Source organism: Streptomyces sp. MS19, from assembly GCF_047200595.1.
Lineage (GTDB): Bacteria > Actinomycetota > Actinomycetes > Streptomycetales > Streptomycetaceae > Streptomyces.
The window spans coordinates 49,983-71,093 of record NZ_JBJZOH010000001.1 but is presented as its reverse complement, the minus strand read 5'-3'; the positions used below and the strand labels follow the sequence as shown (position 1 = coordinate 71,093).

Annotated in this window: 22 protein-coding genes, 1 tRNA gene and 1 riboswitch; of the genes, 16 read left to right on the top strand and 7 right to left on the bottom strand. The window is 73.9% G+C overall.

Annotated elements, in window-relative coordinates:
- The first annotated feature begins 320 nt into the window (after nucleotides 1-320).
- The 4 genes from ACL02R_RS00325 (at nucleotide 321) to ACL02R_RS00310 (ending at nucleotide 2,558) form a co-directional block, all read left to right on the top strand.
- Nucleotides 321-1,016 carry an MFS transporter gene (locus ACL02R_RS00325; RefSeq protein ID WP_412794744.1) on the top strand — a complete coding sequence of 232 codons (696 nt, stop codon included), beginning with the start codon at nucleotides 321-323 and terminating at the stop codon, nucleotides 1,014-1,016.
- 8 nt (nucleotides 1,017-1,024) lie between these two features.
- Nucleotides 1,025-1,270, top strand: coding sequence for a hypothetical protein (locus ACL02R_RS00320; protein WP_412794743.1), 246 nt, complete (start codon nucleotides 1,025-1,027; stop codon nucleotides 1,268-1,270).
- A 68-nt stretch (nucleotides 1,271-1,338) separates the two neighbouring features.
- Nucleotides 1,339-1,938 carry a TIGR03086 family metal-binding protein gene (locus ACL02R_RS00315; protein WP_412794742.1) on the top strand — a complete coding sequence of 200 codons (600 nt, stop codon included), beginning with the start codon at nucleotides 1,339-1,341 and terminating at the stop codon, nucleotides 1,936-1,938.
- Between the two features lie 305 nt (nucleotides 1,939-2,243).
- A complete protein-coding gene (locus tag ACL02R_RS00310; RefSeq protein ID WP_412794741.1) occupies nucleotides 2,244-2,558 on the top strand; it encodes a MazG-like family protein in 315 nt (104 codons plus the stop codon).
- A gap of 198 nt (nucleotides 2,559-2,756) precedes the next feature.
- Here the strand turns inward: ACL02R_RS00310 and ACL02R_RS00305 are convergent, their stop codons facing one another.
- The 3 genes from ACL02R_RS00305 to ACL02R_RS00295 all read right to left on the bottom strand — a co-directional run bounded on the left by ACL02R_RS00305 (nucleotide 2,757) and on the right by ACL02R_RS00295 (nucleotide 4,236).
- On the bottom strand, nucleotides 2,757-3,341 hold the full coding sequence (locus tag ACL02R_RS00305; RefSeq protein WP_412794740.1) for an SUKH-4 family immunity protein: 585 nt from the start codon (nucleotides 3,339-3,341) through the stop codon (nucleotides 2,757-2,759).
- An 84-nt stretch (nucleotides 3,342-3,425) separates the two neighbouring features.
- Nucleotides 3,426-3,510: transfer RNA gene (locus ACL02R_RS00300), tRNA-Leu, on the bottom strand.
- Between the two features lie 105 nt (nucleotides 3,511-3,615).
- Nucleotides 3,616-4,236, bottom strand: a complete 621-nt coding sequence (locus tag ACL02R_RS00295) for an ATP-binding protein (RefSeq protein ID WP_412794739.1) — start codon at nucleotides 4,234-4,236, stop codon at nucleotides 3,616-3,618.
- 219 nt (nucleotides 4,237-4,455) lie between these two features.
- On the opposite strand from ACL02R_RS00295, the gene ACL02R_RS00290 reads away from it, so the two are divergent.
- Nucleotides 4,456-4,698, top strand: coding sequence for a DUF397 domain-containing protein (locus ACL02R_RS00290; RefSeq protein ID WP_362959971.1), 243 nt, complete (start codon nucleotides 4,456-4,458; stop codon nucleotides 4,696-4,698).
- 103 nt (nucleotides 4,699-4,801) lie between these two features.
- Nucleotides 4,802-5,725 carry a helix-turn-helix domain-containing protein gene (locus ACL02R_RS00285; RefSeq protein ID WP_412794738.1) on the top strand — a complete coding sequence of 308 codons (924 nt, stop codon included), beginning with the start codon at nucleotides 4,802-4,804 and terminating at the stop codon, nucleotides 5,723-5,725.
- A 22-nt stretch (nucleotides 5,726-5,747) separates the two neighbouring features.
- Here ACL02R_RS00285 and ACL02R_RS00280 read toward each other — a convergent pair whose 3' ends face one another.
- Entirely contained in the window at nucleotides 5,748-6,692 is a 945-nt protein-coding gene (locus ACL02R_RS00280; protein ID WP_412794737.1) for an alpha/beta fold hydrolase, read from the bottom strand.
- A 157-nt stretch (nucleotides 6,693-6,849) separates the two neighbouring features.
- On the opposite strand from ACL02R_RS00280, the gene ACL02R_RS00275 reads away from it, so the two are divergent.
- Nucleotides 6,850-7,662, top strand: coding sequence for a class I SAM-dependent methyltransferase (locus tag ACL02R_RS00275; protein ID WP_412794736.1), 813 nt, complete (start codon nucleotides 6,850-6,852; stop codon nucleotides 7,660-7,662).
- Between the two features lie 107 nt (nucleotides 7,663-7,769).
- Nucleotides 7,770-8,672, top strand: a complete 903-nt coding sequence (locus ACL02R_RS00270; protein ID WP_412794735.1) for a carbohydrate kinase family protein — start codon at nucleotides 7,770-7,772, stop codon at nucleotides 8,670-8,672.
- Nucleotides 8,673-8,695: 23 nt separating this feature from the next.
- Here the strand turns inward: ACL02R_RS00270 and ACL02R_RS00265 are convergent, their stop codons facing one another.
- Entirely contained in the window at nucleotides 8,696-8,917 is a 222-nt protein-coding gene (locus ACL02R_RS00265; RefSeq protein ID WP_412794734.1) for a dodecin, read from the bottom strand.
- A gap of 111 nt (nucleotides 8,918-9,028) precedes the next feature.
- A riboswitch (ZMP/ZTP riboswitch) is annotated at nucleotides 9,029-9,120 on the top strand.
- Between the two features lie 23 nt (nucleotides 9,121-9,143).
- Between ACL02R_RS00265 and ACL02R_RS00260 the strand changes: the two genes are divergently transcribed.
- The 7 genes from ACL02R_RS00260 (at nucleotide 9,144) to ACL02R_RS00230 (ending at nucleotide 16,071) form a co-directional block, all read left to right on the top strand.
- Nucleotides 9,144-10,604: a glycine hydroxymethyltransferase gene (locus tag ACL02R_RS00260; RefSeq protein WP_412794733.1), complete on the top strand. Its 1,461-nt coding sequence runs from the start codon at nucleotides 9,144-9,146 to the stop codon at nucleotides 10,602-10,604.
- Between the two features lie 3 nt (nucleotides 10,605-10,607).
- Entirely contained in the window at nucleotides 10,608-11,291 is a 684-nt protein-coding gene (locus ACL02R_RS00255) for an endonuclease V (RefSeq protein WP_412794732.1), read from the top strand.
- Between the two features lie 103 nt (nucleotides 11,292-11,394).
- Nucleotides 11,395-11,886 carry a hypothetical protein gene (locus ACL02R_RS00250; protein WP_412794731.1) on the top strand — a complete coding sequence of 164 codons (492 nt, stop codon included), beginning with the start codon at nucleotides 11,395-11,397 and terminating at the stop codon, nucleotides 11,884-11,886.
- A 32-nt stretch (nucleotides 11,887-11,918) separates the two neighbouring features.
- Entirely contained in the window at nucleotides 11,919-12,365 is a 447-nt protein-coding gene (locus tag ACL02R_RS00245) for a protein phosphatase (RefSeq protein WP_412794730.1), read from the top strand.
- Nucleotides 12,366-12,382: 17 nt separating this feature from the next.
- Complete coding sequence (locus ACL02R_RS00240) at nucleotides 12,383-12,655, top strand: hypothetical protein (RefSeq protein ID WP_412794729.1); 273 nt, start codon at nucleotides 12,383-12,385, stop codon at nucleotides 12,653-12,655.
- 190 nt (nucleotides 12,656-12,845) lie between these two features.
- Nucleotides 12,846-14,882, top strand: a complete 2,037-nt coding sequence (locus tag ACL02R_RS00235; protein ID WP_412794728.1) for an ABC transporter substrate-binding protein — start codon at nucleotides 12,846-12,848, stop codon at nucleotides 14,880-14,882.
- 151 nt (nucleotides 14,883-15,033) lie between these two features.
- Nucleotides 15,034-16,071: a DUF1996 domain-containing protein gene (locus ACL02R_RS00230; protein ID WP_412794727.1), complete on the top strand. Its 1,038-nt coding sequence runs from the start codon at nucleotides 15,034-15,036 to the stop codon at nucleotides 16,069-16,071.
- Nucleotides 16,072-16,279: 208 nt separating this feature from the next.
- Here the strand turns inward: ACL02R_RS00230 and ACL02R_RS00225 are convergent, their stop codons facing one another.
- Together ACL02R_RS00225 and ACL02R_RS00220 are read right to left on the bottom strand one after the other, a co-directional pair.
- Nucleotides 16,280-18,358, bottom strand: coding sequence for a discoidin domain-containing protein (locus tag ACL02R_RS00225; RefSeq protein ID WP_412795150.1), 2,079 nt, complete (start codon nucleotides 18,356-18,358; stop codon nucleotides 16,280-16,282).
- Between the two features lie 271 nt (nucleotides 18,359-18,629).
- Nucleotides 18,630-19,664: a LacI family DNA-binding transcriptional regulator gene (locus ACL02R_RS00220; RefSeq protein ID WP_412794726.1), complete on the bottom strand. Its 1,035-nt coding sequence runs from the start codon at nucleotides 19,662-19,664 to the stop codon at nucleotides 18,630-18,632.
- Between the two features lie 88 nt (nucleotides 19,665-19,752).
- On the opposite strand from ACL02R_RS00220, the gene ACL02R_RS00215 reads away from it, so the two are divergent.
- A complete protein-coding gene (locus tag ACL02R_RS00215; protein ID WP_412794725.1) occupies nucleotides 19,753-21,012 on the top strand; it encodes an ROK family protein in 1,260 nt (419 codons plus the stop codon).
- Nucleotides 21,013-21,111 lie beyond the last annotated feature (99 nt).

Genomic DNA, 21,111 nt, shown 5'->3' with positions numbered 1-21,111 from the left:
AAACGCGAACTCCCGCGTCGGCGCCGCTGACACCGGCGCTTTGTCACGCCCGCTCTCCTCTCCCCTTTGATCGGCGATTTCCGCCCCTTTTCGCCGCGTCGCCAGACGGGAATGGCGACAGCCCGCACGAGGCTGTGACCCCGCCCGGCACCGGCCGTGCCCAGTCGCCCCGCCCCGCCGGCGGAAGGCCGTTGACCTCGGCTTGAGCCGCCCCCGCGCCCGGCTACCCGTCCAATCCCCCACTTTCCGCTAGGTAACTACAAGGAGCGCGGTGCTAGCGTCGCGGTCTCGGCTCCGAAAAGCCAAGCAGGAGACATCCGATGACCTTTCACCGCGCGGACGTGTCCGCGCCCGCAGGCGATGGCACGAAAAGTCCGGGCCTCGTCCTGGCGTTCCTGTGCATCGCGCAATTCATGGTTTTCCTCGACGTGTCGATCGTGAACGTCGCCATTCCGTCGATCGAACGGTCACGGGACATCTCGGCCGCCGACCTGCCCTATGCGGTCACCGCGTACGGCACGTTGCTGGGCGGCTGCCTGATGCTCGGCTCGCGGCTCGCGGACACGTTCGGCCGCCGCAGGGTCCTCCAGGCGGGGCTCGCGCTCTTCGGCCTCGCCTCCCTCGCGGGCGGCGCCGCGCAGGAGCCGATCCTGCTGTTCGTCTCCCGGGGCGTGCAGGGCCTCGGGGCCGCGCTGATCGCCCCCGCCGCCCTGAGCACCCTGACCGTCACCTTCGCCGAGGGCGAGGCGCGGAACAAGGCACTCGGCATCTGGGGCGGCCTGGCCGGCATCGCTTCCGTCGCCGGTGTCGTGTCCGGCGGGCTGCTCACCGAGGGCCCCGGCCGGCGGTGGATCTTCTTCGTCAACGTGCCGATCGCCGTCGCCGCCGTCCTGCTCGCGCCGCGCATCCTGCCGGAGAGCAAGGGCGAGCGCCGCCCGTTCGACATCGCCGGCGGCGGGACGGCTCGGCGCACCTCGCGCCGGTCCGGTTCACCTGGGACGACAGCGCCGGGCTGATCCGCGTCATGACGACCGCGTCACGCGTCAAGACCCGCAACGTGCGCGACAGTCCCGGCACGCGCGCCGCCCTCTGCCAGTCGGTCCAGTTCCGCTGGATCACGTTCGAGGGCCCCGCGACCGTCTCCGGCGACCCGGCGCGGGACGCCGAGGGAGTGCGCCGCTACCTCCAGCGGTACGCGTCGCCGCCGCCGAACGTGCCCGGCATGGTCGTCATCGAGGTGGCCGTGGACCGCGTCATGGGGCTCTGGTAGCAGCGCCGAGGCCAGCCCCCGTCAGCTGTCCCCCCGTGGACAGGAATTCACCCCCAGAACAGGACATCATGAGCGACACCCAGGCAACGCCCTCCCTCGCGGGCGCCGATCCCCGGCCCGGCTTCTTCCGCGCCGTGGCCCTGGCGGGCGAGACCATCGCCGCCGTGCGCCCCGACCAGTACGGGGCCGCGAGCCCCTGTCCCGACTTCGACGCCGAGCAGCTCGCCCGGCACCTGATCGCCGTGCTGCGCCGGGTCGCCGTCAGCGGCGGCGGCGGGCACCCGTTCACCGTCGACTCCTTCGCGGACGTGCCCGCGGCCGAGTGGACCGAGGCGTGGCAGGAGGCCACGGCGGAGGCCGAGGCCGTCTGGTTCGACCCGGCGATCCTCGGCAGGACGTGCGAACTGGGCTTCGTCACCCTGTCCGGCGCCGCCGCGATCGTCGTCTACACGACCGAGATCTCCCTGCACACCTGGGACCTCGCCAGGGCCACGGGCCAGGAACCGGCGTGGGACGACGCCGCCCTCGCCCCGTCGGTGGCCGCCATGCGGCACGCCGTCCCGGCCGAACCCCGGGGCGGGCCCGTGCCGTTCGGCCCGGTCGTCGAGGTGCCGGACGACGCGCCCCTGATCGACCGGCTCGCGGCGTGGTACGGCCGACGGCCGTGACGCGATGACGTCCCCGGCGGCGGGAACCCCGTCCCACCGCCGGGGACGCCGCCCGTCCGGACGACCGGGACCAGCACCGCCCCCCGCGGTGCTGGTCCCTCCTCATCCGCCACGCGCCCTCCTCACCCGGCGGGCCCTGATGAACCGGCACCGGGGGCTTGCCACCTCGCCGTCAACTACCGCGTCCTCGTGGACAACCCGGCCACCGCGCCCGGATCTTGAGGCGGGCCCAGGGCCGCTGCCTCACCGCACCGTACGATGGGGGTGACTTCGCGTCACCATCGGCGATCACGAAGCGGGGAGCCATGGAATCGGCGAGCTGGGGCACGGTCGGGGCTCTTGTGGAGTGGCTCGACAGGAACGGCGCCCATCCGCGGGAGACCGTCCGGCTTCTGCGCATCCTCAAGATCCAGGAGGAGGCCGGGGAGGTCGCCGAGGCCGTTCACGGGGCCATGGGGTCGAACCCGCGGAAGGGGGCGAGCCACACGTGGGCGGACGTCGAGAGCGAACTGTGCGACGTCATCCTCACCGCCATGGTGGCCCTCGCCACACTCACCCCTGACGCGGAGAAGGCCTTCCGGCGTCACCTGGAGCACGTGGCCGACCGCTCGCTGGACTGAGCGCCCGAGCGTCCGCACGGCCGGCGGGACCTGGACCGCCCCCCCCGGCTGGTCACGCCGCCGGTCATGCGGCCGCCCGGCAACCGTTCCGCGCCCGGCTCGATGGCCGTACGCCTCCAGGCTGTGGTTGACGCCGGTGGCCAGCCGTGTCACTCGGCCCATGGCGACGTGCCTGCGCTCCGTGCCATCGTCGGGTGATCATTCCATCAGGCTTCTGATCATTCGTTCCCATGCCTCAAGAGCGCCGTGCGAGATGTGGCCCAACTGGACCGTGAGGGTGCGTACTTCCCTCTCGGACGGGCGAGGTCGGCGAGCCGTAGCCTCAGAAATCTCCACAAGCGTCGAGACGAACGACGTGAGATCATCGGCCAGCTTTATGGGCTCGGCTTGGAGGTCGCGCGTAAGGAGAAGGACTGATCCATTGATCCCGTCCAGGCAAAGAAATCCGTCAGGGAACAGTCCCAGCATCAGAACGCTGTCCGACTTGGCCCACGCCGGCAGCTCCATGCCCGTCAAGAAGTGGCTGATGGGCACCATGCCGCGCGGGTTGGTCACGACGGAATCCCGTATGCTGGTCGGCACGCCAAGATATTGCAGCGTCCATCTCGCCTCCCTCTCCACCAGTCCTTCCGGGATTTCATTCGGCCTGAGGACCGGCGCCAATGCGGGTCCGAAGATGCGCAACATGTCGGAGCGATTCACGTGCCTGGTATTCCGGTAGTTGTCGAACGGATCGGCGATGTCGTCTCGTGACTCCGCGATCCGGCGAGCCAGTGACGTCATCCATTGTTCACGCGGTTGTTCACGCCGGGCCTCCGGGAGTCCCTGAACAGCAGAAGACCCCGGCTCGGCCGGGGTCTTCGTGAGTGTCCGAGGGGGGACTTGAACCCCCACGCCCTTAAACGGGCACTAGCACCTCAAGCTAGCGCGTCTGCCATTCCGCCACCCGGACAAGGTGTGCGCGGGCCCGTGGGCCGCGGTGACACGGGCAACCATATCAAGTCCCGGGCGGTGCCACCGCCGCCGGTGCGGAGCGTGAGTGCGAGGGTGCGGAGGGTCAGGAGGCGAGCGACTTCAGCCATGACGGGCCGCTGAGCAGTTCCAGGAGGAGCAGCAGGCGGGTCAGCGGGTCCCAGTCGGGGTCGTCGGCCGCCGGGCCGTCCGAGCGGCCCGGCCGGTCGGGGTGCGACTCGTCCGACAGCAGCGCCCACACCGCCTTGCCGTGCCTGTCGGGAGTCGTCCAGCCCCAGTTGGCCGAGAGCGCCGACAGGACGTGCAGGCCGCGGCCCGACTCGCGCAGGTGGTCGGGCTCCTTCATGCAAGGCGCGCCGCGTCCCGGGTCGAAGACGGCGCACAGCACCGAGCCCTCGCAGTGCACCAGGCTGAGGAGGAACGGCTCGTCCGCCGTCGCGGGCGGCAGCGGGCGGTGGGCGCGGCTGACGGGCCGGCCGTAGCGGACCGCGTTCGTCACCAGCTCCGAGACGATCACCGACGCGTCGTCCACCAGGCGGGCCAGGCCCCAGCCGCGCAGCGTCCTCGCCGTCATCCGGCGCGCCTCACCCGCGGCGCCGGGGGAGCAGCCGAACGGGAGGGTGGCGAATCCCGCGGCGTCGGCCGCCCCGCCCGGGGACGGCGGCACCTGCTGGGGCGCCATCGTGGCGAACGGGAGAGCTGTCATGAACGACCTCCGCGACGTGCTGGCTCCGCCCTGGGGCGGCGGCTCCGCTAAGTCCATCCTCATCCAGCTCAGCGTATCCCTGCAAGTACATCTGAAAGGACGAATGCAAGAACATCTGCAAGAACAGATGCAAGAACGCTCACAGTTGAGGCACTATTCGGTCAGTGGCCGTCCACACCCCACAAGGACGGCCGGACCGACGGAACGTAGGAGTACGACATGCCGCAGCTCGTCAACGGTGTCCCGGCAGGCCTCATAGAAGGGGCCGCCTGGCGGAAGAGCGGACGCAGCAACCCCAACGGCAACTGCGTGGAGGTGGCGGGGCTGCCCGACGGCGCCGTGGCCGTGCGCAACTCGCGCGACCCCGAGGGCCCGGCCCTGATCTACACCCGCGCGGAGATGACCGCCTTCGTCCTCGGCGCGAAGGACGGCGACTTCGACGACCTGGTGGACCGCGCCTGACCGATTCGCCCCGAGGTGCCCGGTGTTGCCCGGGAGCAACTGTACGACTGGCTGCAACAGTGCGACACTGGGCCCGATTTCGACAACCCAGGGGACAAGACTCATGGCGTCAGCTCAACCAGGCAACGCCTCCTCGGTGCGGGACCTCCTCGCCCACCCGAGAGGCGGACCCACGGTCCTGCGGATCGTGCTCGGCACCCACCTGCGCAGCCTCCGCGAGGGGTGCCGCATCAGCAGGGAGGCCGCCGGGGACGCCATCCGGGGCTCGCACGCCAAGATAAGCCGCCTGGAGCTGGGCCGGGTGGGTGCGAAGGAACGCGACGTCGCCGACCTGCTCACGCTCTACGGAGTGCACGACGAGCCGCGGCGCGGACAACTCCTCGCGCTCGCCCGGCAGGCCAGCACGCCGGGCTGGTGGCAGAAGTACAGCGACGTGGTGCCGAGCTGGTTCGAGACGCTGATCGGCCTGGAGGAGGCCGCGTCGGTGATCCGGACGTTCGAGGTGCAGTTCATCCCCGGCCTGCTCCAGACGCCCGGCTACGCCCGCGCCTGCATCAGGCTCGGCAACCCGCGGGCGAGCGAGCGGCAGGTCGAGCGCCGCGTCGAACTGCGCATGGAACGGCAGAAGATGCTGTTCAAGGAGCACGGGCCCAAGCTCTGGGCCGTCGTGGACGAGGCCGCGCTGAGCCGCACCCTGGGCTCACGGGAGACGATGCGCGGCCAGATCCGCCACCTGCGGGACCTCGCCGACCGGCCGAACGTGACGATCCAGGTGGCGCCGTTCGACATGGGCGGCCTCGCCGCCGCGGGCGGTCCGGTCACCATCCTGCGCTTCCTGGAGCCGGACCTCCCCGACATCGTCTACCTGGAGCAGCTCAACAGCGCGCTCTACCTCGACAAGCGCGACGACGTCGAGGACTACCTGGCGGTCATGGACAGCGTGTGCGCGACCGCCGAACCGCACAGCAAGACGCCCGACCTGCTCGACGGGCTGCGCGTGCTCGACGGTCTGAAGAACAGGCCCTGAACCGCCGGCGGCCGCCCGCCGCTCACCCCGGCAGGCGGTCGTCCAGCCACGCGGCGATGTCGTCCCGGACCTCGGCGCGGTTCGTCTCGTTGAGGATCTCGTGCCGCGCGCCGGGCCAGGCCCGCCACGTCAGGTCGCGTACGCCGCCGCGCGCGAAGTCGTCCAGCAGCTCGTGGACCTGCGTCAGCCCCGCGTTGCACGGGTCCTGGTCGCCGACCACCACGCGCACCGGCAGGCCGCCCGGGACGCGCGCCTGCTGCTCCGGGTCGTTGATCTTCAGCACGCCCAGCACCCAGTCGAGGCCGAGCCCCGCGCTGAACGGGAAGCCGCACGCCTCGTCCGCGGCGTACGCGTCCACCTCCGCCGTGTCCCGCGACAGCCACTCGAAGCCGGTGCGGTACGGGTACGGGTCGTTGAACGACGCGAACAGGTCCGGCACGAACGACGACTCCGCGCCCCGCCCGTTCGCCTCCGCCTCCGCCCGCAGCCGCCCGGCCGCCGCCGCCAGGTCACAGCCCGGGAGTGACCTGAACGTGCCCGACAGGACCAGCCCGGCGAGCCCGTCCCCGTGCTCCTGCGCGTAGTCGCGGGCCAGCTGGGAGCCCATGCTGTGGCCGAGCAGCACCAGCGGCACGCCCGGGAGTTCGGTCCTCGCGCGCTCGCTGACGGTCCACAGGTCCTCGACCGTCGCGCGCCAGCCCTCGTCGCCCACCACGCCGAGGCCGCCGGTGTGCGGGGCGGTCGCGCCGTGCCCCCGGTGGTCCGAGGCGACGACGGCGTAGCCGCGCGCGTTCAGGTACCGGGCGAACCCGTCGTAGCGCAGGGCGTGTTCGGCCGCCCCGTGCACCAACTGCACCCACGCGCGGGCCGTGTCGCCCGGCGGCAGCCAGGTGTACGCCGCGACGGGCACGCCGTCGGACGCGAGGACGAAATCGGTCCTGGCGCCGTGCTCGTGTCCGCTGTCCATGGTCACTCCTCTGTCCGGGCCGGCCGCCTCGTCCGCGCCGCTCTCGAACGCCGGTACCCAGGAACGCGGCCATCCGTGCGAGACCGGCCGGTGCATCTGTGCTCCGCGCCCGCATATCCCGTTGCGGGCCGCCCGCGGGGCCGAGGAGCATCGGCTGATGACAGAGCCGCGACAGCTCCATCCCGAGATCCTCGCCTACTACTCCCGGGGAGAGGAGGACGGCCGCCTCTCGGACGCCGACGGGCATTCCGCCGCCGCCCGCCTCGAACTCCTGCGCACCCGGGACGTCCTGCGGCGCACGCTCCCCGCGCCGCCCGCCCGCGTGCTCGACGTCGGCGGCGCGGGCGGCGTGCACTCCCGCTGGCTGCGCGACGACGGGTACACCACCGAACTCCTCGACCCCGTACCGCTGCACGTCGAGCAGGCGCGCGCCCACGGCCTCACCGCACGGCACGGCGACGCGCGGGAACTCCCGGTGCCCGACGCCGCGTTCGACGCCGTGCTGCTCCTCGGCCCGCTCTACCACCTGCCCGAGCGCGCCGACCGCGTCCGCGCCCTCGCCGAGGCCAGGCGCGCCGTACGCCCCGGCGGGCTCGTCGCCGCCGCGGCCATCAGCCGCTTCGCGCCGCTGACCGACGGCCTGCTCAAAGGCCAGGCGTACGCGCCGGGGCGGCTCGCCAGGTTGCTCGGGCACGTCCGTACCGGCCACCTCCCGGACGGGCGCGGCGGCTTCACGACCGCCTGGTTCCACGAACCGGCGGACCTCGCCGCCGAGTTCGCCGACGCCGGCCTGCCGGGCGCCGTCACGCGCGGCCTGGAGGGGCCCGCCTGGCTGATCGGCGACATGCGGGAGCGGCTGGACGACCCGGCGGCGCGTGCCACCGTGCTCACCGCCCTGCGCGCCGTCGAGACCGAAACCGCGCTGCTCGGCGTCAGCTCCCACCTGCTGACGACGGCGCGCGCGGCCTGAGGGCCCGTGTTGACGGACGCGGGAGCGCCGGGCGATGCTCCATCGCGCCGTCACGGCACCGGACGTGCGGTACACAGCGGACACAGCCGAGGGAGAGTCGAGGCCGCGTGAGCGAGAGCAGGACCAGGGTCACCGTCGTCGGCGAGGTCCTCGTCGACCTGCTGTGGCGTTCCGGCGCCACGGAACTGCGGGCCGTGCCGGGCGGCAGCCCCGCCAACGTCGCCGTGGGCCTGCACCGCCTCGAACGGCCCGCGACGCTGCTGACCACCTGGGGCGACGACCCGCCCGGCGTCCTCGTCGCCGCGCACCTCGGACGCATCGGCGTGGACGTGCGGCGCGTCCCGGCGGGCTCCGGCCGCACCACGGTCGCGCTCGCCCACCTGGGCGACGACGGCGGCGCGACGTACGACTTCCTCGCCGCCTGGGACCCGCGCGAACTGCCCGTCCCCGACGACACCGCCGTCCTCCACACGGGCTCGCTCGCCGTCGTCGTCGAGCCGGGCGCCGCCCGCGTGCGCGACCTGTGCCGCGCCCAGCGGCAGAACGGCGTCACCGTCGCGGCCGACCTGAACGTCCGGCCCGCCGTCCAGCCCGACCGGAACGCCTACCGCGCCGCCTGCCTGGCCCTCGCCGGCTCCGTGGACGTCCTGAAGGCCAGCGACGAGGACCTCGCCTGGCTCCACCCGGGCGTGCCGCCCGCCGACGCGGCGCGGCTGCTGCTCGACGCCGGGCCGCGGCTCGTCGTCGTGACCCTCGGCGCGCGGGGCGCGCTGGCCGTCACCGCCGCCCACGAGGTACGGGTCGCGGCGGAGACCGAGGTCGTGGACACGGTGGGCGCCGGGGACGCCTTCCAGGCGGCGCTGCTCGACGCCGTCGCCGGGCAGGGCGGGCCGCCCACCGATCCCGGGGTGCTCTCCGCCGTGCTGACGCACTGCGCATCCGCCGCGTCCGTCACCTGCACGCGGCCAGGCGCCGACCCGCCCACCCGCGCCGAGCTGGCCGCCCTCTGACGACCGCGGTCCGCCGGGACGCGTCAGCCGTCCACCTCGCTGTCCAGCCGGAAGCCCACCTTCAGGCCCACCTGGAAGTGGGCGACCGCGCCGTCGTCGATGTGCCCGCGCACCTGCGTCACCTCGAACCACTCCAGCAGGCGGAGCGTCCGCGACGCCCGCTCGATCGCGTTCCTGACCGCCGCGTCCACACTCTCGCTGGACGAACCGACGATCTCCGTCACCCGGTAGATGTGCTCGCTCACCATGGCCTCCGGTCGGTGGTGCGGCTGTCGGCACCGCACCTCCACCGTGCACCGGACCCGTCCGTTCCGCGACCTCGGCACCCGCCCCCGGGGGGACGCGATGCTACCCTCGCAGCGGGCCGTGACTGGCGCGTCGAAGATGGACAACCATTGGGGAGCGGCCCCTTCGGAGCGATGAGGAGCCGTGCGCCTGGGCCGTCGCGACTCACACTCAGGAGGCCCCGCCATGACCACGGATTCCCCGCAGCGATCCACCGCCGAGACGGCGTCCGCGGCGTTCCGCGACAGCCTGGACGTCATCCGCGGCGTCGAGCCGCGCATCGCCGACGCGATCGGCCGCGAGATCGACGACCAGCGTGCCTCGCTCAAGCTGATCGCCAGCGAGAACTACGCCTCGCCCGCCGTCCTGCTCACCATGGGCAACTGGATGAGCGACAAGTACGCCGAGGGCACGGTCGGCCGCCGCTTCTACGCCGGCTGCCGCAACGTGGACACCGTCGAGTCGATCGCCGCCGAGCACGCCCGCGAGCTGTTCGGCGCGCAGCACGCGTACGTCCAGCCGCACTCCGGCATCGACGCGAACCTCGTCGCGTTCTGGGCCGTCCTCGCCTCCCGCGTGGAGAGCCCGGCCCTGGAGCGCGCGGGCGTGCGCCAGGTGAACGACCTCAGCGACGCCGACTGGTCCGCGCTCCGCCGCGAGCTGGGCGACCAGCGCATGCTCGGCATGTCCCTCGACGCGGGCGGCCACCTCACGCACGGCTTCCGGCCGAACATCTCCGGCAAGATGTTCGACCAGCGCAGCTACGGCACCGACCCGGAGACGGGCCTGCTCGACTACGACGCGGTCCGCGCGGCGGCCCGCGAGTTCCGCCCGCTGATCCTGATCGCCGGCTACTCGGCCTACCCGCGCCTGGTCAACTTCCGCATCATGCGGGAGATCGCCGACGAGGTCGGCGCCACGCTGATGGTGGACATGGCGCACTTCGCCGGTCTCGTCGCGGGCAAGGTGCTCACCGGCGACTTCGACCCGGTGCCGCACGCCCAGATCGTCACCACCACGACGCACAAGTCCCTGCGCGGCCCGCGCGGCGGCATGGTCCTGTGCGACGACTCGCTCGCCGACCAGGTGGACCGCGGCTGCCCGATGGTGCTGGGCGGCCCGCTGCCGCACGTGATGGCCGCGAAGGCCGTCGCGCTGGCCGAGGCGCGGCAGCCCGCGTTCCGCGACTACGCGCAGCGCGTCGTGGACAACTCGCGCGCCCTCGCCGAGGGCCTGACGCGGCGCGGCGCCCGCCTCGTCACCGGCGGCACCGACAACCACCTCGCGCTGATCGACGTCTCCGGCTACGGGCTCACCGGCCGCCAGGCGGAGGCGGCGCTGCTCGACGCGGGCATCGTCACCAACCGCAACGCCATCCCGCGCGACCCGAACGGCGCCTGGTACACCTCCGGCATCCGCATCGGCACTCCCGCGCTCACCACGCGCGGCCTGGACACCGACGGCATGGACGAGGTCGCCGACCTGATCGACACCGTGCTGCGCCGCACCACCCCCGGCACGGCCAAGAGCGGCGCCGCCTCCAAGGCCACGTACGTGCTGGAGGACGGGGTCGCCAAGCAGGTCCAGGAGCGCTCCGCCGACCTGCTCGCCAGGCACCCGCTGTACCCGGGCATCGACCTGAGCTGACCCGTGCACGTCCACACCACCCCGGCCACCGAGGAGGAGGCGACCGCCGAGCAGCTGCGGCTGCGCGCGCACGTCGTCCTCGACCCGTCGGGGCCGCCGCCCGGCGGCCCCGGCACCCTGGTGGCCGGGGTGGACGTGGCGTACGACGACGACCGGGGCGTGGTCGCCGCCGCGGCCGTCCTGCTGGACGCGGCCACCCTCGCCGTCACCGAGACCGCCACCGCCACGGGACCCGTCCCCTTCGCCTACCTCCCGGGGCTCCTCGCCTTCCGCGAGCTGCCCGCCGTCCTCGACGCGCTCGGCAGGCTGCCCCGCACGCCCGACCTCATCGTCTGCGACGGCTACGGCATCGCGCACCCGCGCCGCTTCGGACTCGCCAGCCACCTCGGCGTCCTCACCGGGCTGCCGACGATCGGCGTGGCCAAGACCCCGTTCGTCTTCGCGTACGCGCAGCCAGGGCCGCGCCGTGGCGACCGCTCGCCGCTGCTCGACGGTGACGAGGTGGTCGGCGCCGCACTGCGCACACGTGACGGCGTGAAACCCGTCTTCGTCTCCCCGGGCCACCGCACCACGACCGACGACGCCTGCGCGCACACCCTGCACCTGACGACACGCGGCTTCCGACTCCCCGAGACGACACGTGCCGCCGACCACGCGTGCCGCGCCGCACTGCGCGCGACCGCCTGAGCCGCGATCCCCCCGCCATGGTCACGGCGGATCGGCTCTGCTGTACTCGGGAGATGCCGTACTCCACCGCCGCCACCTGGGGCGCCGACTTACGGGGGCGCGCGTGCTGCCCCTCTTCCTGAGTTTCTGCCTGTTCCTCACCGCCTTCGGCCTGGGAGGGCATGGGCTGCGCACGCTCGGCAGACGCTCCCCGGGCCGTCCGGCCACCCCACGGGTGCTGCGCGGCCTCACCGCGCTCTCCGCCGCCCTCACGACGCTGCTGTACGCCGGTGCCCTGGCGATCGTCGGACTGGTCTGGCTGGACGCGCACGACGGCGGTACCGACTCGGAGCCCGCCCGTCCGTGCCGCGTCGGCACCGCATGGCAGGAGACCGGTATCGCCCGGCACTACGCCACCTACCTGCCGCCCCGGTACGTGTGCGAGACCGCCGACGGCAGCAGCTTCACGACCGGCGACGTGCCCGCGCGTTCCGACCTCGTCCTGGCGGCCTCGGCGCTGACCACCGCCGCCCTCGGGGTCGCCGCCCGCCGGAAGTCGGACCGCCGAGAACGGACCGTCCTCACCACGGCCGACGTCGGGCGGTTCACGCGTTGATGCCTCCTGCCATCGGACAGTAGGGTCGTCGGATGATCACCCCCTGGGACCTCGGCGCCCCCGGCGTCCTGCGGCTGCCCTCCGGCCGCCTCGTCAGGGGCCGCGGCCTGCGCCACCCCCTGCCCGACGGCCCGGAACCCACCTACGGCCTCTACCTGCTGGCGAAGGAGCCCCCGCCCGTCGCCTGGGAGTCCCGCCTGCTGCGCTGGCCCGACTTCCGCCTGCCCGCCGACCGGGACGACGCCGCCCGCGCTCTCCGGGACGTCTGGGAACGCGCCCCCGGCGAACGCGTCGAGCTGGCCTGCGGCGGCGGCAAGGGCCGCACGGGCACGGCGCTCGCCTGCCTGGCCGTCATCGACGGCGTGCCGCCCCGTGACGCCGTCGCCTACGTGCGGGAGCACTACGCGCGCGGCGCCGTCGAGACCCCCTGGCAACGCCGCTACGTCACGCGCTTCGGCGACGTGGCCACCGGCGCGTAGCCCCGGCGGACATCCCCGTGCGCACGGCCCCCTGGCAGCGGTACCGGCGGCGGATCACCCACCGGGGCGAGCGCGGCCATCAATGGCACCCGCTCGGCCACTCCGGCCCCCGCCCCGTGCCCAACGCCGCGCTCGTCTCCGGCACGCTCGCCGACTGGGCCGCCGTACACCTCGCCGAAGCCGCCGACGAACTGGCCGACCCGCGCGGCGAACTGCGCCTCGAACGCTTCCCCACACCCTCCGCCGAAGTCCCTCCCGCGCTCACCCTGACAGCACCACTGCACGGCTGATCGCCGCGGCCCCGGAGTGCAACGCCTCCCGTACGGCGCGCACCATGCCCGACGCGCCGTCACCTCCCCGGGCAATGGGCCCCACAGGCCCGCAATTCACCCCGTCTGCACAGTCCGTCGCCGCACGGGAACGCTAAGGTGACGCCCGGCGCCGGGAGTCCGCGCCCCGCGAACCGGGAGATCGAGCCGCGTGAGGGACCTGGAACCGCCCGACCTGCGGCGGATCGGGGCCTATCGGCTGCTGGCGCAGCTGGCCGAGGGCCGTACGGGCGTCGTGCACGTGGCCCGCCCCCAGGGCGGCCCGCCCGTCGCGCTCAAGGTGATCCGGCCCGAGCACGTCCACGCCCCCGGCTTCCGCCCGCACTTCGAACGGGACGTCGCCGCCGCGCGCCACGTCCGGCACCCGTACCTCGTCACCGTCATGGCCGCCGACACGGCGGGCCGCATCATCTGGGCCGCCTATCCCCACTACCCCGGCCCCACCCTGCCCCGCGCCGTCGCCACACGCGGACCCCTGCCCGTCCGCACCGTGCGCATCCTCGGCGCCGCCCTCGCCCAGGCGTTGCGCGCCGTGCACGCCGCGGGACTGTCCCACCGCGACGTACGGCCCGGCCATGTCCTGCTCGCGCCCGACGCGCCGCGCCTCACCGGTTTCGGTGGCAGCGGCATCCTCCCCACCGGACGCGACGCGGAGGCACCCCGCGACATCCTGGGCCTCGGCCAGGTCCTCGCGTTCGCCGCCGCGGGGCGCCCCGCGCACGCCCCCGGCGGGGAGGAGACGCCCGACCTCGCCGACGTGCCGCGCGCGCTGCTCGAAGTCGTCCAGGCATGCCTGGCGGCCGACCCCCGCGTACGCCCCACCGCCGCCGACCTCTGCGCCGAACTGGCCGAATCCCGCCCCTTCGGCTGGCTCCCGCCCGCCGTCGCCCGCGATGTCGCGGAACGGTACGCCGCCCCGCTCCCGGCCCTCCGCGCCCCCGCCGACACACGCCATGTCCCGGCGGCGCAGGAACAGCCGGGGGAACAGCCGGGGGAGGAGCGGCCTGGCGGGCGGACGTTCCGCCGGCGCCGCGCGGCCCTGCTGCTCGGCGCGGGCACGCTCGCCCTCGCCGGGTCGGCCACCGCCGGTCTGGCGCGGCGCCGCACGAAGGCGCCGCGCGGCGAGCGGTACGTCATCGGACTCCAGGCCGATCTGACCGGGCCGCACGCCGTGCTCGGCACGGGACAGGAGCACGGCGTCACCCTCGCCGTCGAGGAACTGGCCGTCCTCGGGACGCTCCCGTTCACCGTGGCGACACGTGTCGTGGACGACGGCGGCGACCCTCGGCACGGCGCCGAGGCCGCCCGTGAACTCGCCGCCGACAAGGCGGTGATGGCCGTCATCGGACCGACCACCGACGCGGTGGCCGGCGTGGTCGCCGCCGTCTACGGGCGGGCGCGGCTCCCCCTGCTCGCGCTGTCGGCGGGCGGCTTCGGGACCGGCCCCGGCACCGAGACCGTGCTGCGGGGCAGGCCGGGCGCGATACGCGCCGCGCGGGCCGTGGCCCGGCTCCTCGGCACCGAACTGGGCGCCGCGCGCGTCGGGTTCGTCGAACCGGTGCAGGACGGCGGGTCCGGCACGCGCCGCACCGACGCGGTGCGCGCGGCGCTCGGCGGCAGCCGCGTCACGGCGCTGCCGACCGTACGGCCCCCGGCGGCGGGCGACATGGGCCCGGCCGCCGCCTGGCTCACGGCCGAGCACGCCGACGCCGTTCTCTACGCGGGCCCCCCGGCGGGCGCGGGGCGGCTGGCCGCCGCGCTGCGGGCGGCGGGCTTCACCGGCGCGGGCCTCGCCGGGCAGCAGGCGCTCGCCCCGCCGTTCTGGGCCGAGGCGGGGGAGGCGGCCGACGGCTGGCACTTCGTCACGCCGTGGTGCGATCCGGACGCCGATCCGGCGGCCAGGGGCTTCGCCGCCGCGCACCGGGGGCGCTTCGGCATACGCCCCGACCCGTACGCGGCGGAGGCGTACGACGCGGTGCGCTTCCTGGCGGACGCCATGGCGCGGCTGCGGGGGAGCGCGGCCCTGACCAGGACCGGGCTTGTGGACGGGCTGCGCGCCGGAGCGCGCTGGGGCATCGGGCGGCAGCTCGCCTTCGACGCGGCGGGGAACTACACGGGCGCGGGCCCGGTGGCGTACCTGTATCAGGTGACGGGGCACGGTCTGGAGTACCGCGCGGCAGGGGTGTGACGGCCGCCGGGCGGCGGGCGTAGCGGGTCCGGGAAAGTTCCGGCGGTCACCGCGTATTGACATGCTCTCAGCATTCCGGAAACACTCCGAGGCATGGGAGAGCGCTCTCCCGCTCTCCCTCTCCCATCCCCCACTGGATCGAGGAGATCGCATGCCTCGCAGATCACTCCTGTCCTCAGGCCTGACGGCCGCCGCCGCGCTCGTGATGGTGGCGGGCGGCCTCGGCGCGATGAACAGCGCATCCGCCTCCGACGCGCCGGCCGCCGCCGTCGCGGCCCCCGCCGCCGTGGCCCCCGCCGCGCCCCCGCCGGGGCAGTGGATCCCCGTGAACCCGCCGGTCCAGGGCATCCCGCCGTCCCCCGACGTGCCGTACGCCTCACACCACGAGTTCCAGGCCAACTGCTCGGTGAACCACACCGCGCCGGACGACCCGATCGTCTTCCCCGGGCTCCCCGGCGCGTCGCACGACCACACCTTCATGGGCAACGACACCACCTACGCGGGCTCGACCCTCGACTCCCTCCGGGGCGGCGACACGACCTGCAAGGTGCCCGGCGACCTGACCGCGTACTGGATGCCGACGATGTACAACGGCGACCAGGAGGTCCGGCCCATCGGTGAGCAGGTCATCTACTACAAGGCCGGGGTCACCGACTTCCGGACCGTCCGCCCCTTCCCGCCCGGCCTGCGCTACGTGGTCGGCGACCCGGGGCAGAGCGAGCAGGCGTTCCTGGACGCGACGGTCGAGGGCTGGGAGTGCGGGGACTCGTTCTTCAACTCCGACATCCCGGACTGGTGCGCGCCCGGTTCGCAGCTGAACGTCCGCTTCCAGGCGCCGAGCTGCTGGGACGGCCGGCACCTCGACTCGCCCGACCACAAGGCGCACATGGCCTACCCGGTCCCGGTGGCGAACAACCACGACGTCTGCCCGGCCAGCCACCCGGTGGCCGTGCCGATGATCGAGTTCAAGATGGCGTTCCCCGTCAGCGGGGACACGTCGCGGGTCAGGCTGGCCAGCGGTGAGGGCTACTCGTTCCACTACGACGTCTTCAACGCCTGGGACGAGCCGGTGCTCGCCCGGCTGGTCCAGCACTGCATCAACGGCGGGCTCCAGTGCGACGCGCGGGGCTTCGACCAGTACAAGCCGGAGCGCGGAGCCGCGTTGAACGAGAACTACGAACTGCCCTGAGCACTGCCCTGAGTACTGCCCTGAGCACCGATCGGGGCCCGCTGACCGGGTCCGCGCGGTAGAGCGCTCTCTCACCCCCCTTGCGACAGGGGAGCCGCGTGGGCCCGACCCACTGTCCCCCGGCCGCCGTATCCGGCGGCCGGGGGACAGTGCTGTGCGGGGAGGCACAGCCCCGGGGCCCGCGGGCCGGGCCCCGGGGTGGTCGGGATCAGGAGCGGTAGACGCCGAACTCGAAGAGCGAGTAGCCCCAGCCGGTACCGCGCTCGGTGCCGAGCACCCGCACGTACCTGCCGGACCCGTTCACCGCCGTGGTGTCCACGCCGCCCTGGCCGTTCGTGACGGTGTGGATCGTGCGCCAGTCCGTGCCGTTGTCCGACGTCTGGACCTGGTACGCCCTGGCGTAGGCGCCCTCCCAGACGAGCTGCACGTTCTGGAACGCCGTCACCGAGCCCAGGTCGATCTGGAGCCACTGCGGATCGCTCCAGTCGCTCGCCCAGCGGGTCGCGCGGTTGCCGTCCGTCGCGTTCGACGGCGGGAACGGCGCGCCGTCGCCGACCGCCTGGTACGAGGACGCGGTGGTCGGGCGGCCCTGCGCGATGTTGGTGCCGGGCACCGGCGGCGGGACGACGTTGATGGTCGTCGTCTCGATGCCGACGTTGCCCCGGCCGTCACGGGCGAGCAGATAGACCTTCCAGACGCCGGGCCGGGTCGGCGCGGTCACCGAGAAGGTGTCGCCCTGCCGTGTGAACTGGGCGTCTACCAGCGCGCCGTTGTCGTCGATGTACTTGCTGCTGAACGCGACGGACGGCGTGATCGTGTCGCCGTTCGGGTCCGTCAGCGACGCGCCGAGCGTGAACTGCCGCCCGGCCGGGACCGCCGTGCGGCTGCCGGAGACGGTCAGGTTCGACACGACCGGCGGGGTGTTGGTGCCCACCGAGCCGCCGAAGATGTCCGCCACCGCGTAGTACGACAGGCGCCGCTCGCCGCCCGGCAGCAGGTTGAACCACACGCCGCCGAAGTCGCGTTCGGTGCCGTAGTGGAAGAGCGTGCCGCCGAGCGCCACACCCTCGTGCCCCATCAGGCAGTCCCACGCGTCGCGGTAGCCCTCGGCCTTGTCGACGTCGGTCGGCTCCTGCGGGACGCCGTTGACGTCGTCGTCGGTCTCCCACTCGCCGGCCGGGCCGCCCTCGGTGAGGATGTACGGGCGGTCGTAGCCGCCCGCGGTCCAGAACTCCTCGATGTCGCAGACGGCGCCGTAGGAGTTGACGGAGAGCAGGTCGAGCTCGGGGCTGTGCTCCTGGTAGTACGGCCAAGCGCCCGTCCACGCGTCCGTCGAGGTGACGGGGTGGTTCGGGTCGAGCGCGTGGATCTCGCCGGCCGCGTCGTTGACGAACTGGGCGTACGCGTCGCGCTGCGCCTCCAGTTCGGCGCCGGAGTAGCAGTTCTGGAGGCCGAGCAGGGATTCGTTGCCGACGTTCCACATCAGCACGCCGGGGTGGTCCTTGTACGCGGCGACCCACTCGTTCATCAGGTAGAGCTGGTAGCCCTTGTAGTCGTAGTCGTTGACATAGTCCACACAACCGCCGCTGCCCGGCCCGCCGCCCGGCTGGAGCCAGAAGCCGGCGATGACGCGGATGCCGTTGGCGGCCGCCGTGTCGAGGAGCGGACGGGTGCTGGCGTCGGTGCCCCAGGTGCGGATGGTGTTGACGCCCATGGAGGCGAGGTCGGGCATGTAGCGCCCGGCGTCGGCGATGGCCGGGCCCCAGGTGAGGCCCTTGACGGTGTACGGCTCGCCCTCGACGGTCAGCTGCCAGTTGCCCTGGCTGCCCGTCACCTCGACGGTGCCGCCCTCGACCGGGCCGGTGCCGCCCGTCTCGCCGTAGACCTGGAACTCCCAGAGCGAGTAGCCGTATCCGGTCCCCCGCTGGGTGCCGAGGAGGCGGACGTAGCGGCCCGTGCCGCTCACGGCGATGGTCTGGTTGCCGCCGGAGCCTGCCGTCTCGGTGTGGACGGTCGTCCAGGAGCCGCCGTCCTGCGACGTCTGGATGCGGAAGGCCCTGCCGTACGCGCCCTCCCAGTTGAGGACGACGCGGGACAGCGCGGCGCTCGATCCCAGGTCGACCTGGAGCCACTGGTCGTCGCTCCACTCACTGGCCCAGCGGGTACCGGCGTTGCCGTCCACGGCGAGGGAGGCGGCGTAGCCCGCGCCCTCCTGGGACGAGGCGGTGGCGGTCTTCCCCTGGGACAGGAGCTGTTCGGCGGCGACGGCGCGCCCTGGCTGGAGCATGACGAGCGCCCCGGCGAGCAGGGCGAGGACCGACAGGATGAGTGCGGGCGGCCTGGCGAGGCCGCGCAGGGGTGTACTGCGGACAAGCACGGATGTCTCCTCGGTGCGGAAGACGGCGGCGCCCGACCCGTCCTGGCAGGGGCGTCGCCGTGATGAGGTGGGGGGTTGGGAGAGCGCTCTCCGCTGAGACTGGCTTGCGGTATGACGGGTGTCAACGCCCGTGACGTGAGAAGTCGCGGTTCCGGAACGCGGCGCGCGTCCTGCCCGTCCGCTAGGCCGACTTCCGTACCACCAGGGAGGGTTCGAAGATGACCGAGGCCGGGCGGCGGCCCGGCGTCTCGATGCGGTCGAGCAGCAGCCTGGTCATCTCGGCGGCCATCTGCTCGATCGGCTGGCGCACCGTGGTCAGCGGCGGGCGGCAGGCCAGCGCGGCGCTGCTGTCGTCGAAACCGACCACCGCCACGTCGCCGGGGACCGCGCGGCCCGTCTCGCGCAGCGCGTGCAGCGCGCCCTGGGCCATCAGGTCGTTGGCGACGAAGACGCCGTCGAGCCCCGGCTCCTCGGCCAGCAGCCGGTGCATCGCCGCCTCGCCGCTGTCGAGCGTGAAGTTCCCCTCGGCGCTGGGGACGTACGGATGCCCGTGCCGGGCCATCGCGTCGCGGAAGCCCGCCAGCCGGTCCTGGCTCGCCAGGACGTCGAGCGGCCCGGTGACCGTCCCCACCACGCGGCAGCCGCGCGCGACGAGGTGGTCGGCCGCCAGCCGCGCCCCGTCCTGGTGCGCCAGGTCCACGTAACTGACCGGCGCGGGCCGCGCGGGCCGCGCGAAGAGCACCACGGGCAGTCCGGCGGCGACGAGTTGGCGCGGCAGTGGGTCGGCCGGGTGCGTCGAGACGAGCAGCGCGCCGTCCGCGTGGCCCTGCCGCAGGTAGGCGAGCACCTGGCGGCGCGCCTCGTCCGAGTCGGCCAGCATCAGCACGGGGTGCATGCCGCGCGGGCGCAGGGAGCCGAGCACGCCGCCCGCGATGCGGCCGAAGAACGGGTCGCCCGGCAGTCCGGCGCCCTCCCCCTCGTCCCCGGCGCCGGAGACGACGAGGGCGACCGTGCCCGCGCGCCGGGTGACGAGCGTGCGCGCCGCGGAGTTGGGGACGTAACCGGTGTCGGCGATCGCCTGGCGCACCACCTGCTGGATCTCCGGATCCACGTTGCGGATCCCGTTGATCACCCGCGAGACCGTGGCCCGGGAGACGCCCGCCTCCCGGGCCACGTCCTCCAGCGTGGGAGAGCCCTTGGCCGCCCTGTCGCTCATGGGCGTCTTTATAACACAACTGGAAAGCGCTCTCCCGTCAGTCCGCGGCGCGGGATAGGTTGCTCCTGAAGGGCACACGGGTGAAGACATGGGTGAAACGAAGCGCCGGACAGTGCGCGATCTGCGGCGCGCCAACCGCGCCGCCCTGCTGCGGCATCTGTACTTCCACGGCCCGCTCAGCAGGCACGAGCTGGGGCTCGCCACCGGGCTCAGCTCGGGGACGGTCAGTACCGTCACGTCCGGGCTGCTCGCCGACGGCCTGCTGTGCGAGGCGGGTTCGGTCGACTCGGACGGCGGCCGCCCGCGCACGCTGCTGCGCGTCGATCCGTCCTGCCACCGGCTGATCGGTGTGGACGTCGGCGAGACCCGGGTGCGCGTCGAGCTGTTCGACCTGGCGCTGACCGAACTGGCGCGCGTCGAGTACCCGCTCGGCGGCGAGGAGGCCGCCGCCCGTGCCCCGCACGGCGCGGGTCACGACGTCGAGCTGATCGTGCAGTACGTGCGCGACGGCATCGCCACCGTCCTCAAGGCCGCGGGCGCCCCGGCCGAACTGCTGCTGCTCGGCGTCGGCGTGGGCGTCCCCGGCGTCGTCTCGCGCGACCAGGACAGCGGCCTCGGCGCCGTGGTGCACGGCCAGACGACGGGCTGGGACGCGGTCCCGCTCGAACGGCTGCTGCGCGGCGCGGCCGGCCTGCCCGACCGCGTGCCCATCCATGTGGCGAACGGCGCGCGCACCTGCGGCCAGGCCGAGTTGTGGTTCGGCGCGGGCCGTGGCGCCCGCGACGCGGTGATCGCCCTGCTCGGCTCGGGGGTGGGCGCGTGCATCGTGACGGACGGCGTGCCCTACGGCGGGGCGAACAGCGGCGCGGGGGAGTGGGGGCACACCACGCTGAGCGTCGGGGGCCGCCTGTGCCGCTGCGGCGCGCGCGGCTGCCTGGAGGCGTACGTGGGCGCCGTCGCGCTGCTGGAGCGCTGGCGCGAGGCGGGCGGCGACGTGCCGGCCACCGGGCAGGAGGCGGGCATCGCCGCGCTGCTCGCCGCGGCCCGCGCGGGCGACCCGCGCGTGGTCGCGCTGCTGGACGAGACCGCCGAGTACCTCGGCGCCGGCATCGCCGACCTCGTGAACCTCTTCAATCCGGAACGGATCGTCCTCGGCGGCTGGATGGGCCTGCTCCTCGGCCCGTACCTGCTGCCCGCCGTCCGGGAGGCGGCGGGCGCGTACGCCCTCCGGCACCCCGCCGCGCGCGCCACCATCGAGATGGGCCTGCTCGGCCCGGACGCCGTCACCGTCGGCGCCGCGACCCTGCCGCTCGCCGGACTCCTCGACCACGGCGGCACGTCCTGGTGAGCCCGGCCGCCCTTGTGCGCCCGCGGCGGGCGTTCCTATCATCGCCCCGTCCGCCCGTCGCCCCGCCGTGGGCGGCGGGTCCGCGCGCACACCCGGGAG